The following is a 15540-nucleotide window of genomic DNA, read 5'->3' as shown; positions in this document are numbered from 1 at the left end:
ACACAACAAATTTAGCTCCTTGTTGCGTAAAACCTTTTATCTTTTAGTTAAAAAACCTAAATATACTTTAAGTGGTACTTTTCTTGCTTTAATTGGCCTTGGTATAAAATATTTCCAATTTTAATTTTTTAACCGCCTGGTCACTTGGTACATTATTACTGCCATAAAGTACTGTCCCAAATGGATTCACAGAAGACATTACCGGTACTTCCCCTTCAGTACTATTGGCCAGCATTGCTTTTCCGGTAGCTGTAACCCTTATATCGGAAGTCAGGGACAAGTTCAGGGTAGCATTGGTAGAGTCCCTTACTATTAGGTCATTAATATAGTTGGTAATCTTAATTTTATAGCTCTGCCCTTTATTGTTCGACTTATTCAGGGCCCCATCATAGTTGGTTATGTTACCTGCATTAAAGTCGTCTTCGGATTCCAGAAATTGATTATAAACAGGTCCATTTGTATTGTCCTTATTCAAATACAATTTTGACGGTTCAATAATTGTCCCAGCGGCATCCAAGGTATTTCTATCTACATAAAATACCAAATTGGCTTCATTTATGATCCAATTCTGGTTTTTGATCTGGTTGATAATTTCATAGCCGTTGATCTCATCAAAAAGTTTAATCTGGGCATAACTCCCTGCACCACCTTTTAAGTAAATTTTAGAGGCATTTTCGCCGTTGTCCAAGCCATTTGTTATTTCAGCGGGATAATCCTCATTTATAAAAGTGTTGACCGCATTACCAATTACTGCGCCGGTACTACTGTCTCTTCTTATAAAATTCAACACATATTGACTTTCCTTTTCAACAACGGTGGCATCTGTTGAACTGGTTACACCGTCATACGTATAATCTATGGTAATATTTCCTCGAGTTAGATCTAATAACACCAAAACATCGTCAGAAACCGATAAATGAACCCCCCTTAGAAATTCAGCAAAGTTGGCCTGACTCAACAACTCGGAAGAACCTTCCATATTTAAAATATTCTGCTGAAAAAATGCCGAATTTAATTGTACCCTTATCCCCGGAGCAATACGGGTAGGAGCTTCTTCCGATTCGTCCACATCCTCCGTTTCGGGATCGTCTTCCTGAAAGATTAATTCCTCCACATTATTTACCTCTACCGGGCCCTCGAACAATAGGTCAGATACAAAGGTCGGTGAAAACTGTTGGGATGAATAATATTGTTGCGCTTCCTGAAAATTGGTAGTGGGATCCAAATCCCTTAAAAAATAGGTAGATCGTTCTACCTTAATATTAAAAGATTCCGGTATATCTCCGTTGCCATCAAAAATACTATCAAGGTCATATTTTACAGGAAATCTATTTGCGGCAGTATCATCGTCCAAGTTATCATTCGTCCCATCTCCATCCGTATCCTTATTTAGCGGATCGGTTCCTAGGGATTTTTCCTGAATATCGGTTAAGGTATCCCCGTCACTATCACTATTGGCATCCTCAGGGTCAGCATCAAACTCATCCGCAACACCATCCAGGTCACGGTCACCCTTAGGATTTGTCAAAAACGGAATAAAAAGAAAAACTTCCTTCACCGTTTCATTCTCATTTATGGTCAAGGTACTGGAATCTGTATCGGCCGTTTCCTCCACTAGTGCAGAATAACTCCCAAAAACAGGATTCCCAGATGACAATTGAAGCTGAGTCGTAATGCTAGCTTCGGTTTTCCCATATACCGGGTCATTATAGTTACCTATTTGATAAACTGGTAGTTTATTGGTCCTAACTGCCTCTATTTTTTTATTGTAGGCAAAAACATCATAAACTGCCTTGCTGGCAGTAAATGGTTCGCCCCCAACTACACCACTGCCTATAGTCGTCAGATCCTCCTCACAGGACCCTAAAACCAAAACAAGCAATATACCTGCCAAAGCAGGTAATTTTAATCTGTTCAGTAAGTTCATTTAGATTATTTTAATACTTTGGTGTTATAAAAGTTCATGTACGCCTCTTCAAACTCCTGTAAAGGAACAAATGGCAAAACAGGTTTTTCAAGCTTGGATATGTAGTCTTCCAAATCAGCTGGAATATCTTCGGCCGCTAAAATAACAGCATCGGCATAATCAACAGCAACTTTTAACAAATTATTATAATTGGGATCTGCAAGTGCTTCTATACTTTCTTCAGGAACACCGTCAAATGCAATCTTTTTGATGAGATCTTTATCCAATGTACCATCGAAGCCCTGCCCATAGACGGACATAACAATCTGGCTTTCGGCGAACAAAGGCTCATCGGAGTATAATTTTTTAAGATAAAGGGGAAGCAAAGATGCCATCCAACCATGAACATGGATAATATCTGGGGACCAGTTTAACTTCTTTACAGTCTCTACCACACCCTTGGCAAAGAAAATAGCCCTTTCGTCATTGTCAGGAAAAGCTTTTCCATCCTCATCCGTAAAAGTTGCCTTCCTTTTAAAATATTCATCATTATCAATGAAATAAACCTGAATGCGCTCTCTGGGGATTGATGCCACTTTAATTATCAATGGCATATCCATATCGTTGATCACCAAATTCATCCCGGATAATCTAATTACCTCGTGCAATTGATGTCTACGCTCATTAATATTCCCAAACCTTGGCATAAAAATCCTTATCTGGCCACCATTGCTATTGACCATTCTTGGGGTTTCGTAAGACATTAAGGAAACTTCGTTCTCTGGTAGATAGGGTACTAATTCTGAAGATACAAACAATATCTTTTTGCCATTCATAAAAGCAATATTTTATTTATAGTGTAAGAGAAAGTGCAAAATTACAAAAATTATACAGATTAGCAGTAATTATAGTAAGTTTGCTCTCTTTTAAGTAAAACGCATGCAGTTAATTAACACTAAAAAGGAGCTCAAATCCTATCTATCGTCCCAAACGAAAACCAAAACTATAGGTTTGGTCCCCACCATGGGAGCTTTGCATTTGGGTCATATTTCCCTAGTCAACAAATCGGTTAAAGAAAATGACATTACCGTTGTAAGTATTTTTGTGAACCCCACCCAATTTAATAACAAGGCAGATTTAGAGAAGTACCCAATTACCTTGAACGCCGACATGTCCCTTTTAAAAACCGCTTCTGATAAGATCATCGTCTTTGCGCCATCTGCCTCGGAAATGTATTCTGGTGGAATAACCTCCAAAACATATGATTTTGAGGGACTTGACAATGTAATGGAGGGGGAGTTTAGAGAAGGACATTTTGACGGTGTGGGTACTATTGTTGAAAAATTACTGAGCTTAATTTCACCAACCAGGGCGTACTTTGGGGAAAAGGATTTTCAACAACTCCAGATTATCAAAAAACTGATAAAAATCACTAATTTACCTATAGAAATCGTAGGGTGCCCCATAGTCCGGGAGGCCAACGGACTTGCCATGAGTTCTAGAAACGAACGCTTGTCCAAGGCCCAAAGAAAAGAGGCTGCCTATATCTACAAAACCCTCAAAGCTGCCAAACAAAAATTTGGCACGAAAAGTGCTAATTTTGTAGTGAATTGGGTTAAAAAACAATTTGAAACCCATCCGAAATTAAAACTGGAATATGTTAAAATTGCAGATGTAAATCAATTAAAGCCTGTAATAAGAAAAAATAGAAAATTAAAATACAGGGTCTTTATTGCTGTTTATTCCGGAGATGTTAGGCTTATTGATAACATTGCCCTTTAATTTTATAATCTTGTTGCTTAATGCCACCAATAAATAGAATTGGAAATATAATTGGCATAAATGATTAACTTTGTCCCATGCAAATAGAAGTAGTAAAATCTAAAATACACCGCGTAAAAGTAACGGGTGCTGACCTCAACTATATAGGCAGTATTACCATTGATGAAGATTTGATGGATGCGGCCAATATTATTAGAGGCGAAAAGGTGCAAATTGTAAATAACGACAATGGCGAAAGACTGGAAACCTATGCCATACCGGGAACCAGAGGTAGTGGTGAGGTAACCTTGAACGGTGCAGCCGCAAGAAAAGTTGCCGTAGGCGATGTTTTAATTTTGATAACCTACGCCACCATGGATATTGAATTGGCAAAAAAATTCAACCCTTCCTTGGTCTTCCCAAATGAGGAAACCAATCTATTGACCTAGTTTTGAAGTCTTCCCTAAAGAAATCCTTAAAAACATTTCTCCCTATCTTATTGGGTGTGTTTTTAGTTTGGTATTCTTATTACATTACCTCTGAAGAGGATAGAGTGGAAATAATACATTACATAAAAAATGCTGATCTATTTTGGGTCGGCATATCCGTTTTTTTAGGTATCCTTACCCACCTTTCAAGAGCTATAAGATGGAACTATTTATTGGAACCCCTGGGCTATAAACCTAAATTGTTCAACAATATATTGATCATATTAACGGCCTATTTTACAAACTTGGGAATACCAAGGTCCGGTGAAATCCTAAGGGCAACGGCCTTGGCCACTTACGAGCATGTACCTTTCGAAAAAGGGTTTGGAACCATAGTTACGGAGCGGGTCATTGACCTGGTTATGCTATTCCTCATAGTTGGAATAGCCCTATTTTTACAAACTGACATTATCTGGGGTTTCCTGGAGCAAAAAGGGTTTAATCTTATACTGCTATCCGTACTTCTGGGATCCGCAATACTAGGCATGGCCTTAATGATGTATGTGGTGAAAAAATCGAAATCGAAATTGGCCACCAAACTGAAAACATTTTTAAAAGGTCTATTGGATGGCATCCTAAGTATCTTTAAAATGAAGAATAAATGGAGTTTTGTTTTTCATACCCTCTTTATATGGCTAGCCTATATTGCAATGTTCTGGGTGATAAAATATACGGTCTTGGAAACTATAGACCTTAGTGTTAGTCAGTTACTGGTTGCCTTTGTTGCCGGAGCCTTCGCCATGTCTGCAACCAATGGGGGAATAGGAATTTATCCCATCGCCGTAAGCAGTGCTTTGGCAATTTTTGGCATCAGCAAGGTATCAGGAGATGCTTTTGGATGGATTATGTGGATTTCACAAACTTTAATGGTAGTGGTTTTTGGCGCAATATCTTTTCTGATTTTACCGTTATGGAACAGAAACAAATAGTCTTCTATTTCCCAAATACTGTTCTATGCAACGTTTTTTTACCTTATTGGCCTTGTTTGTGTACTTTGGCAGCAACGCCCAAGTAACACAGGAAATATTCGAATCCTTCAAATTACAGGAACGTCGGGATGTGCAATACTACTTCCCAGAAAGCTACACAGCAGATAAAAAATATCCGGTTATTTTAGTTCTGGATGCGGAATATCTATTTGATCAAGTGGTAGCGAATGCAAAATTTTACAGTAATTTTCATGGTATGCCGGAAGCTATAATAGTAGGCGTACATCAATCCAAAAATAATTTAAGAAATCAAGATTGTGGCTTTGAGCCAGATAACGGACTACCTTCAGAAAAAGGTAAATTGTTTTTCGAATTTTTGGGTATGGAACTCCTTCCTTATTTGGATACAAAATTCAGCACCGCTCCTTTTAAAATGTTCGTAGGGTATGATATAACCGCTAATTTTGGGAATTTTTACCTTTTTAAGGACGAATCCTTGTTCAATGCCTATGTTAGCATTTCACCCACCATGGCGCCAGAAATGGAAACTAGAGTGCCTTCCAGATTATCGGTTATGAAGAAGAAAATATTCTATCAATTGATCTTGGAAGGGGAAAAAAGTGAAAATAGCAATAGGGTTTTGGTACTAGATCAAAATTTAAAAGGCATGGACACTGAAAATTTGCACTATTTCTTTGATAAATACGAGAATGCGGACCATATTTCAGTAGCCACCTACGGAATCGGGAAAGCCTTTGACAACATCTTTGGCATGTTCAAACCCATTAGTCCAAAGGAATACAAAGAAAAGATTTTAACTTCGGAAGGGCCTGTATTTAACTATTTGGCGGACAAACAATCTTCCATTGAAAACTTATTTGGTTTTAGAAAAACAACAAGTCTAAACGACATTATGGCCATTTACGCTGCTTCCAGAAAAAAAGAGGATTTTGAATCCTTGAAGCCATTGTCAGATCTGTGTAAAAAAGAGTATCCAAATACCATGTTGGGCTTCTATTTTGAAGGCGAGTATTACGAACAATTGGGGGAACCCAAAAAAGCACTCAGGACCTTTGAAAAAGCTTTTGGCATGGAAGAAATAGATTTCCTTACCAAAGAGATGGCTTTGGAAAAAATTGACGCCCTTAAGGCCGATTTTGGTTACTAAAAAGGTGCTAAGGGTTTAAAACAACAGAAGGCTAAATTTGCTTATTTGGTCAAGAATAAGGTTTAAAAATCCTTGGAGGTCCAATAATAAGTGTCCCAATTGTTAAAGGCAAAATGTTATTGGTATCATTTTAATCTAAGTCTGCAAATCCCACATTCCTTTTCAAACTTCTTACTACCTTAGCGCAAAGCTTAAAGTAAATAATGGCCAAAACGAAAACGGCATTTTTTTGTCAGAACTGTGGAACCCAATATGCCAAGTGGGTAGGGCAATGTGGATCCTGCAAGGAATGGAATACCATAGTGGAGGAAGTTATTCAGAAAGAGGAAAAAGTATCTTGGAAAATCTCTTCCCAACCCTCCAAGAAAGTTGTAAAACCACTAAGGGTCAACGAAATTAGTACCGACAAGGAAATAAGACTGGACACCTTAGATCTAGAGTTTAATAGAGTTCTTGGCGGAGGTTTGGTGCCTGGCTCATTAACTCTTTTGGGCGGAGAGCCCGGCGTGGGAAAAAGCACCTTAATGTTGCAAATAGCACTTAAACTTCCGTATAAAACCCTTTACGTTTCAGGTGAGGAAAGTCAAAAACAAATTAAGATGAGGGCTGATCGCATCCATCCCGAAAGTGAAACATGTTTTATCCTGACGGAGACTAAAACACAAAATATTTTTCGCCAGATCGAGGCCACTGAGCCCGATATCGTAGTTATAGATTCCATACAAACACTTCATACCGATTATATTGAGTCTTCTGCAGGTAGTATTTCCCAAATTAGGGAATGCACTGCCGAGCTCATAAAATTTGCAAAGGAAACCAATACTCCGGTCATCCTTATTGGCCATATTACAAAAGATGGCACTATTGCCGGTCCAAAAATTTTGGAGCATATGGTAGATACCGTTTTGCAATTTGAAGGCGATAGAAATTATGTGTACCGCATCCTAAGATCCCTTAAAAATAGGTTTGGTTCTACTTCAGAATTGGGAATTTATGAAATGCAGGGCAGTGGGTTGCGAGAGGTAAACAATCCGTCCGAAATTTTGATTTCCAAAAACGACGAAGGATTAAGCGGTACGGCCATAGCGTCTACTGTAGAGGGTATGCGCCCACTAATGATCGAAATACAGGCCTTGGTAAGCACGGCGGTTTATGGTACGCCCCAACGTTCCACAACCGGTTATAATGCCAAGCGCTTAAATATGCTACTGGCGGTCCTGGAAAAAAGAGCAGGATTTAAATTGGCAGCAAAAGATGTATTTCTCAATATCACAGGTGGTATATCGGTAGATGACCCCGCCATTGATCTGGCGGTAATTGCCGCCATACTCTCCAGTAACGAGGACATTGCCATAGAAAAAGGGGTATGTTTTGCGGCCGAAGTAGGTCTTGCAGGGGAAATAAGGCCGGTACAAAGAATAGATCAGCGCATTTTGGAAGCAGAAAAATTAGGCTTCAGCACTATCTATGTTTCCAAAAACAACAAGATTACCTTAAAAAATACCCAAATCCGAATTCAATTGGCTGCAAGGATCGAGGATGTTGCCAATAGCCTTTTCTCTTGAACCCGTTCTAATTCTTTGAATTAAAAATTCTCGCCAAAACCAGCATTAATACAACAACAATAACAATTAAGCCCAATTGCCAGAAACCTACTTTTAAAAAATTGATTGCTATCATACTGCTATGGAGCTGGATTTGGAAATTCATTATGTATCGCCTCAATACCTTTAAGCAGCTCTTCGCTCAATTCCACATCAATACTCCCAATATTTTCCTTTAACTGATTCATATTGGTAGCGCCAATTATAGTGGATGTTAGAAATGGTCGCGAATTTACATAGGCAAGCGCCATTTGCGCCAATGACAAATCATTTGCCTGGGCCAATTCAAAATATTTTTGGGTTGCCATAACGGCCGTATCACTACTGTATCTATTGTAATTTGGAAAAAGGGTAACCCTGGTATTCTCTGGTTTCCTACCTCCCAAATATTTGCCGCTCAAAGTACCAAAACCCAAAGGCGAATAAGCCAATAACCCTAATTTCTCCCGATGTGATATTTCAGCCAATCCAACTTCAAAAAGTCGGTTTAAAAGGCTAAACGGATTCTGTATGGTAATCATTCTAGGCAAACTAGTATGCACCTTGCTTTCCTCCAAGTACCTCATGGCTCCCCAGGGAGTTTCATTGGATATGCCCACATGTCTAATTTTCCCCTCTCGGACAAGGTCTCTTAATGTTTCCAATATCTGATGTATATTGTCCTCCCAATAATCCGAAATACTATGCTTATATCCTCTCTTTCCAAAATAATTGGTTGCACGGTCGGGCCAGTGTAACTGATATAAGTCAAGGTAGTCTGTCTGTAAACGAGTGAGGCTTCCCTCAACAGCCGATCTTATAGTTTCCCGGTTTATTCCCGTACTTCTAATAAACTTCGTCATTTCTGACTTTCCGGCGATTTTGGATGCCAAAATCACCTTATCGCGATTTCTTTTCTTTTTAAACCAATTTCCGATAATTCTCTCGGTATCCGCATAGCGCTCCTTGGTCGCCGGAATGGGATATAATTCTGCAGTATCAAAAAAATTAATCCCCTGTTCAAGGGCATAATCCATTTGTTCGTGACCTTCCTCCTCCCTATTTTGCCTTCCCCAGGTCATGGTGCCAAGGCATATTTTACTAACTTCAATATCGGTATGGGGGAGATTGGTGTACTTCATTTATTTAATTAAAGTTTGTCAAAAATATAACTCTTGGGTTCTAAAAAAAAGGATTAACAATACAAATAAAAACACCCACTAAGTTTTAGCTTAATTTTAAAAATTGGAAACAAAAAATTATCCTCTCATTTAGTTTGTGTAAGGAACATAAGTTGAGGAAATGAGTATATTCCGGTAGCAGCCATAATATTCCCTAATTCGGCAAAGTTAAAAACGCATGTACCCAATACTACATCCAAAAGACTGTCCTGATTAAAATCACCAACCTCCATGGTCAACCACTTACCATGAATCTTCTCTGGAATGAATGAAGGAGTAAAATTTAAACCTCCGTTATTGGAAAGAAATACAAAGCTTTCCTTTGGATCCTTCAAATCATTATAGCCATTATAAAAAGATATGGCCACAATATCCAAATCCCCATCATTGTCAAAATCCCTGGCCATGGCCTTGCTACACTCATACATTGGGTAGAAGTAGCTCTCTATAAAATTATTTTTAGTATCGTTCAAATAAACCCGTACACCATGATAAGGCTTATCTATTGGGGAATTATCCCGATTGTCCCCATTGGTCACTAGTAAATCTTCAAATCCATCCTGATTAAAGTCCACCATCTCAAAATAATTGGAACCATGAACAGGATTAAATTGCATTACAGGCATTTCTTCAAACACGCCATTTCCCTTATTGTAAAATATTATTATCTGCTCATAGGCTTGCGCCATTAAAGCCACTATATCTGGCTTATTGTCCCCATTAAGATCCCTAATTTCAACCTTAGTAGCACCAGGCAAATTTTTCAAAATATGTTCCTTTGATTGATTCAAATCCTCATACCAAGATAATTTACCTCCGTAATTACCAAAACTGCAGATCAGGATATCCTTCGTATCATCCATATTTAAATCTGCTGTCGCAAAATTAACTGGTCTGCCAAGATTGGAAAAGGCCACCTCATCTTTATTGTTGCGCCCTTCTCCTAATCTGAACAAGGTACCTGATCGCTGATCGCTGGGTCCCAATTTGCCAAGCGTCATTACTAATGGTAATGTATCTTCACCAAATTCAATATGACTACCTGGACTAGTCAGTTTCCAACTTTTTCTAATTTCACCCTTACTGTTAATAACATATAAATCCAAATAATCCCCAACATACAGCTCAGAAGCCTTTGGGTCAAATTTTAAAAGCGTTATTTGTGGCAAAGAATTATCGCCAATATTCATATATTTTGCCTCGAAGGGAAAATCTGCTTTTTCTTTTTGGAAGGTCCTTATCTGTTTGGGTAACTTTTGGGGCGCGTACATTTGATAATAACTAACTATCTTTTGCCATTCGTCCAATGAAACTAAGGCCGAATCGGGATAGATGTTCAAATATCTTGCGACATTCGCAGTAGTGGGATCCATTCCATTATATGGATCTTTATCGTTATTTCTGATTCCTAAACGCATGCCCATATCGGGAAGAACACTATTAACCCAGGTTTCTTTATCCAATAAACTTGGTTCTGGAAACACATGGCACATTTGACAATACCGCTCCGCCAATTCCTTTCCCGTATACTGCTGTTTGGTTTTTTGTTTAATAGGGGGAAAAATATTCGTCCCTTGAAAAAAAATGGCACAACAAAGAAATGATAAACCCAGAATAAAAATCAATCGCGAAATACTTATTATTTTCATTCCCTATATTATTACTTCATATAAATAAATATTCCTAGGCTCTTAACCTTATTCCATTTGAGTCAACAACAATACTTGTGGGAAAGTAGATATGCCAGTGGTAGCCACTACCTTGGCCATTTCATTAAAATTAAAAATAAAGGAACCCAGCATAACATCTGGTCTATTATCTCCATTAAAATCTGCCACTTCCATAGTTAACCATTTACCGTATAATGCGTCTGGATGAAATGAAGCGGTAAACTTTAAATTTCCATTGTTTAATAAATATACAAAGCTTTCCCCAGGATTTTCAAGATCCGCATAGAATGAAGCGGCTACAATATCCAAATCCCCATCATTGTCAAAATCCCTGGCCATGGCCTTACTACACCCGTACATTGGATAAAAAAAAGTCTCCTTAAATTGATTCTGCCCATCATTCAAATATATTCTTAATCCCTGATAAGGTTTATCCACGTTGGAATAATCCCAATTATCACCATTGGTCAATAAAATATCTTGAAATCCATCATTATTAAAATCTGCCAATTCAAAATAACTCACCCCATGGACCGGGGAAAATTCCAGTACTTTATCTTCTTCAAAGTCTCCTTGCCCCCTATTGTAATAAATTGAAATTTGCTCATAAGCCTGGGCCATTAAAGCTACAATGTCCGGTCTTTGATCACCATTAAGGTCTGAAATCGCTACCATTCTGGCTCCTGGCAAATTACTCAAGACATGCTCTTTGGAAGTCTCAAAACCATCAAACCATGACAATTTTCCCCCATAATTTCCAAAACTACATACCACTACATCCCTTCTTTTATCCCCATTTAAATCTCCCGAAGCAAAATACACCGGCCTTCGCAGTTTCGAGATATCTACTCCGGAACTTAGGTTATTCTCCTTTATTTTTAAATTGGAAAGCCTTCCCAATTCTTGATCGGATGGCCTAAATTTTCCCAGAGTCAGCAACAATGGATCGGAATTCCCTTCAAACTCAATATGGGCTGCCGGACTGTTCAATTTCCAACTATTTCCAATTTCACCAGTATTTTTTAATGTGTAAAGATTATCGTTATCCCCAATATATAGCTCAGAAGTAATCTTGTTATAGCCCAACATTGATACTTTCGGTAATTTACTTTCCCCTATAGTGATAAACTGGGCCTTAAAAGGCATAATCCCTTTCGCAAGAGCAACGGTTTTTGGCTGCATCTCCAAGTTATTAGGAGCATTTGACACATAAAAATCGACGATTTTGGACCAATCCGCTTCTGAAATCAACGGTTGCTCAGGGTAAATATTTAGATTCCGTACAATTCTTTCATCCTCGGAATCCAGATCTTCAAACGGATCAAGACCTTTTGTCTTTATTCCCATGCGCATGCCCATATTGGGCAAAACACTCTGTCTCCAAGTATTCTTGTCCAATAAGCTCGGATCCGGAAACAAATGGCACATTTGGCAATACCGCTCAGCCAATTCCTTACCTGAATTGTCCAATGCGGGTTTTTGTTTAATGGCAGGTAATGCATCCTTCCCTTGAAGAAAAATTGCGTAACATAGAAATGCCAGCCCTAGGGTATATATTATTTTATAAACTCCTTCTACTTTCATAGCCAATTCCATTACTCAAACTAAAACTGAATTATTGAATGCAATTACCAAAAAAAAAGTGAATTATTATGTTGCTACAATTTAACTGAATTCCACAATTTACCCAATACGCTAATGGTTAATTAGGTCAGCAAAAAGCTCCCCCAAATTATTTGAACCAAATTCCAATACTTGTCAATGACGCTACTCCAATTCTACCAAAATTGGACAATGATCACTATGCACGGCCTTGGATAAAATAACGGACCGTTTTAATCTACTCAATAATGGTCTACTCACCAGTCCGTAATCCAGTCGCCAGCCCTTATTGTTGGCCCGGGAATTGGCCCTATAGCTCCACCATGTGTAATTATCGGGATCTTTATTAAAATGACGGAAACTATCTATAAACCCACTGTCCATAAAATTGCCTATCCACTCCCTTTCCACAGGTAAAAACCCAGAAACATTTTTATTTCTAACGGGGTCATGAATATCTATTGCTTCATGACATATATTGTAATCCCCGCAAATTACAAGGTTCGGTTTTTCCTTTTTCAACTTATCCACATACTCGTGGAAATCGGCCATATATTGTAGTTTATGATCCAATCTGGCAATATTGGTACCCGATGGCAAGTAAAGGCTCATAACCGAGACTCCGTTAAAATCGGCTCTAATATTTCGCCCCTCAAAATCCATATATTCTATTCCGGTACCAAATTCCACATGGTCGGGTTCTGTTTTGGCCAGTATGGCCACACCACTGTAACCCTTCTTTTGAGCACTGTACCAGTAGTGGTAGTGGTATCCCAAAGCCTCAAAAATTGAAAGATCCAATTGATCTTGATTGGCCTTTATCTCCTGCAAACAGACTACATCCGGGTCTACGCTTTTCAGCCAATCCAAAAAACCTTTGCTCACTGCCGCCCTAATTCCGTTTACATTATAAGAAACAATTTTCATTTAACTAATTTTTTTCCAGCTAACCCAAACCAATTTTTGGTGGATAGTGTAGCTAGATATTAACCATAATCGTGTTAAAAATAGCCAATCTTTTTTGTAACCAAAAAGGGCTAACCATATTATTAAGAATTAAATCCATGTTTAATATACCTGTTCTATAGATTCCATGAAAATCACAAAAAAATTAGATAATAATACTTAAGTTTGAAGCTTATTATTATTCGATGAAATTCTCCCTTAGTTTTTTATTAATCATTCTTTTTGTCTTGACATCCCACGCTCAAGAACCTGTAAAAAAGGACAGCATTACCGAATTGGACGAAGTCATCCTTTTGGATTCCCTACAATCCTCTACAGATAATGGGATTATAGCAACCAAAATTATAGGTGCCAAGGTTTTTCAGAATTACAGTCCAATAGATATGGTTTCTGCCATTAATCAAATATCCGGAGTTTACATATTGTCCGGGGCCTTAAACACCAATAGGATTACCATCCGTGGAGTAGGCGCAAGAACACTATTCGGGACAGATAAATTGCGATTGTACTACAATGATATCCCGATTACAAACGGGTCGGGCTTCTCCACTATAGAATCCTTCGACCTGGAAAATCTAAGTTCGTTAGAGGTAATCAAAGGACCAAAAGCCACTAGTTTTGGAGCTAATTTGGGAGGGGCTATTCTGTTGAATTCCAAGCAGCCCAATGATGGGGCCACCTATTTTAGGAATAACTTTACCATAGGCTCCTACAACCTTTTAAAGAACAACCTGCAATTTAGTCTTAAGGAGAATAATATTGCCCTTAACATACATTATGGCTTTTTAGAGACAGATGGCTATCGTGAAAACAATAGATTTAAACGTGAAGGTGTTCTACTGGATCTTAATTACAAAATTAGTTCCAAAACCAATATTGGCCTTCTCTTTAACCATGTTGATTATAACGCCCAGATTCCAAGTTCTTTGGGAGAAACCGATTTTAAGGAAAGCCCAACAAAGGCTGCATTTACCTGGAAATCTGCCAAAGGATACGAGGATAACAAATATAGCCTGGCAGGGTTGACAATAAATCACGCCATTACGGACAAATTAAAAAACACCAACAGTATTTTCTATACCTATCTGGATCACTACGAACCCAGACCTTTTGGAATTTTGGATGAATACACCCATGGTTACGGTTTTAGGACGAAATTCGCTGGCCAATGGGTTACCAATAAATCCAAAATTGACTACAATTTTGGTGCGGAATTATACAAAGATGAATACCATTGGAGCGAATTCGAAAATCTATATCAAGATAATAATGGAAAGGGTAGCCTGCAAGGCGATCAATTTGCCAAAAACAAGGAATACAGACGACAGTTCAATGCTTTTGGAAATATTCTTATTCCGCTAGGAAAGGACTTTTCTACCCAAATTGGATTGAACGTTAACAAGACCTATTACGATTTTCGGGATTTATTTAATCAAGGGGCCGCCAATAGAAGCGCAGAAAGGGATTTTGATGCCATTATTTTGCCAAGCCTGAACCTCAACTATAGTTTTTCGGAATTAAATTCACTTTACGCAAACATTAGTAGAGGATTTTCCAACCCCACTTTGGAAGAAACACTTACTCCAGACGGGGTAATTAACCCAGATATTGCCCAGGAAACGGGTACGAATTACGAAATTGGCACTAGATTGCTTTTGCTGGATAGAAAATTGAACATGAACATAGCCATTTACAGAATGGATATCAAAAATCTACTCGTGGCACAAAGGGTTGGCGAAGATCAATATGTTGGCAAAAATGCAGGCAGGACCCAACATCAGGGTTTGGAATTGGAGGCAGAATATAATCTGGATGTTACCTCAAAACTTAGGATGACCCCCTTTATTAGCTATACTTTTAACGACCACAGTTTTGTGACCTTTGTGGACGAGGACAACAATTACTCCGGCAATCCATTGACAGGGGTTCCCAAACACAGATTGAATTCTGGTTTACAGGCCCAACTCAACAATAGGTTCTATTGGTATTCCACCCATCAATATGTAGGGGATATACCCTTAACGGATGCCAATAGCCTTGCAAGTTCCCCATTTAATGTAATCAATAGTAAAGTGGGGTATAAGAATCAATTAGGGAAAAATCTATCTATGGACATTGCATTTGGCATCAACAATATCTTCGATGTCAACTATGCCCAATCCGTACTTATAAACACAACCGGATTTGGAGGTGCCGAGCCTAGGTATTACTATCCTGGAAACGACAGAAATTTTTACAGCAGTTTACGCTTAGGGTATTCACTATAAACGAAAAAAGGCCCAATAG

At 38.4% G+C, this 15540-nt stretch carries 12 protein-coding genes; 6 read left to right on the top strand and 6 right to left on the bottom strand.

Annotated elements, in window-relative coordinates:
* Window positions 1–88: 88 nt before the first annotated feature.
* The gene (locus CWD91_RS03125) at window positions 89–1927 is read right to left on the bottom strand and encodes a DUF4270 domain-containing protein (protein WP_103439467.1); all 1839 of its coding nucleotides are present in this window, start codon (window positions 1925–1927) and stop codon (window positions 89–91) included.
* Window positions 1928–1932: 5 nt separating this feature from the next.
* Window positions 1933–2742, bottom strand: coding sequence for a glycogen/starch synthase (locus CWD91_RS03120; RefSeq protein ID WP_103439466.1), 810 nt, complete (start codon window positions 2740–2742; stop codon window positions 1933–1935).
* Window positions 2743–2845: 103 nt separating this feature from the next.
* On the opposite strand from CWD91_RS03120, the gene panC reads away from it, so the two are divergent.
* The 5 genes from panC (at window position 2846) to radA (ending at window position 7817) form a co-directional block, all read left to right on the top strand.
* Window positions 2846–3688, top strand: a complete 843-nt coding sequence (panC, locus tag CWD91_RS03115; protein WP_103439465.1) for a pantoate--beta-alanine ligase — start codon at window positions 2846–2848, stop codon at window positions 3686–3688.
* Between the two features lie 77 nt (window positions 3689–3765).
* Window positions 3766–4116, top strand: coding sequence for an aspartate 1-decarboxylase (panD, locus tag CWD91_RS03110; protein WP_093977447.1), 351 nt, complete (start codon window positions 3766–3768; stop codon window positions 4114–4116).
* Window positions 4117–4118: 2 nt separating this feature from the next.
* Window positions 4119–5084 (top strand): lysylphosphatidylglycerol synthase transmembrane domain-containing protein, encoded by a 966-nt coding sequence (locus CWD91_RS03105; RefSeq protein WP_103439464.1) that lies wholly within the window; start codon window positions 4119–4121, stop codon window positions 5082–5084.
* A 25-nt stretch (window positions 5085–5109) separates the two neighbouring features.
* Window positions 5110–6252, top strand: a complete 1143-nt coding sequence (locus tag CWD91_RS03100) for an alpha/beta hydrolase (protein ID WP_103439463.1) — start codon at window positions 5110–5112, stop codon at window positions 6250–6252.
* Window positions 6253–6455: 203 nt separating this feature from the next.
* Window positions 6456–7817: a DNA repair protein RadA gene (gene radA, locus CWD91_RS03095; RefSeq protein ID WP_103439462.1), complete on the top strand. Its 1362-nt coding sequence runs from the start codon at window positions 6456–6458 to the stop codon at window positions 7815–7817.
* 119 nt (window positions 7818–7936) lie between these two features.
* Here radA and CWD91_RS03090 read toward each other — a convergent pair whose 3' ends face one another.
* The 4 genes from CWD91_RS03090 to CWD91_RS03075 all read right to left on the bottom strand — a co-directional run bounded on the left by CWD91_RS03090 (window position 7937) and on the right by CWD91_RS03075 (window position 13215).
* Entirely contained in the window at window positions 7937–8977 is a 1041-nt protein-coding gene (locus tag CWD91_RS03090; protein ID WP_103439461.1) for an NADP(H)-dependent aldo-keto reductase, read from the bottom strand.
* A 125-nt stretch (window positions 8978–9102) separates the two neighbouring features.
* Complete coding sequence (locus CWD91_RS03085; RefSeq protein WP_103439460.1) at window positions 9103–10665, bottom strand: FG-GAP repeat domain-containing protein; 1563 nt, start codon at window positions 10663–10665, stop codon at window positions 9103–9105.
* 48 nt (window positions 10666–10713) lie between these two features.
* The gene (locus CWD91_RS03080) at window positions 10714–12270 is read right to left on the bottom strand and encodes an FG-GAP repeat domain-containing protein (protein WP_103439879.1); all 1557 of its coding nucleotides are present in this window, start codon (window positions 12268–12270) and stop codon (window positions 10714–10716) included.
* A 183-nt stretch (window positions 12271–12453) separates the two neighbouring features.
* Window positions 12454–13215, bottom strand: coding sequence for an exodeoxyribonuclease III (locus CWD91_RS03075; protein WP_103439459.1), 762 nt, complete (start codon window positions 13213–13215; stop codon window positions 12454–12456).
* A 224-nt stretch (window positions 13216–13439) separates the two neighbouring features.
* On the opposite strand from CWD91_RS03075, the gene CWD91_RS03070 reads away from it, so the two are divergent.
* Window positions 13440–15521 carry a TonB-dependent receptor gene (locus CWD91_RS03070; protein ID WP_103439458.1) on the top strand — a complete coding sequence of 694 codons (2082 nt, stop codon included), beginning with the start codon at window positions 13440–13442 and terminating at the stop codon, window positions 15519–15521.
* Window positions 15522–15540: the final 19 nt, after the last annotated feature.

Origin of the sequence: Arenibacter hampyeongensis (genome assembly GCF_002909255.1) — a bacterium.
GTDB classification, from domain to species: domain Bacteria; phylum Bacteroidota; class Bacteroidia; order Flavobacteriales; family Flavobacteriaceae; genus Arenibacter; species Arenibacter hampyeongensis.
This window is presented reverse-complemented; position numbering and strand designations above follow the sequence as displayed.

What these genes read in the sequence shown, in the direction of transcription:
- CWD91_RS03125 (WP_103439467.1), bottom strand. Translation starts at nt 1,927, where the DNA reads ATGAACTTACTGAACAGATTAAAATTACCTGCTTTGGCAGGTATATTG.
- CWD91_RS03120 (WP_103439466.1), bottom strand. Translation starts at nt 2,742, where the DNA reads ATGAATGGCAAAAAGATATTGTTTGTATCTTCAGAATTAGTACCCTAT.
- panC (WP_103439465.1), top strand. Translation starts at nt 2,846, where the DNA reads ATGCAGTTAATTAACACTAAAAAGGAGCTCAAATCCTATCTATCGTCC.
- panD (WP_093977447.1), top strand. Translation starts at nt 3,766, where the DNA reads ATGCAAATAGAAGTAGTAAAATCTAAAATACACCGCGTAAAAGTAACG.
- CWD91_RS03100 (WP_103439463.1), top strand. Translation starts at nt 5,110, where the DNA reads ATGCAACGTTTTTTTACCTTATTGGCCTTGTTTGTGTACTTTGGCAGC.
- radA (WP_103439462.1), top strand. Translation starts at nt 6,456, where the DNA reads ATGGCCAAAACGAAAACGGCATTTTTTTGTCAGAACTGTGGAACCCAA.
- CWD91_RS03090 (WP_103439461.1), bottom strand. Translation starts at nt 8,977, where the DNA reads ATGAAGTACACCAATCTCCCCCATACCGATATTGAAGTTAGTAAAATA.
- CWD91_RS03085 (WP_103439460.1), bottom strand. Translation starts at nt 10,665, where the DNA reads ATGAAAATAATAAGTATTTCGCGATTGATTTTTATTCTGGGTTTATCA.
- CWD91_RS03080 (WP_103439879.1), bottom strand. Translation starts at nt 12,270, where the DNA reads ATGAAAGTAGAAGGAGTTTATAAAATAATATATACCCTAGGGCTGGCA.
- CWD91_RS03075 (WP_103439459.1), bottom strand. Translation starts at nt 13,215, where the DNA reads ATGAAAATTGTTTCTTATAATGTAAACGGAATTAGGGCGGCAGTGAGC.
- CWD91_RS03070 (WP_103439458.1), top strand. Translation starts at nt 13,440, where the DNA reads ATGAAATTCTCCCTTAGTTTTTTATTAATCATTCTTTTTGTCTTGACA.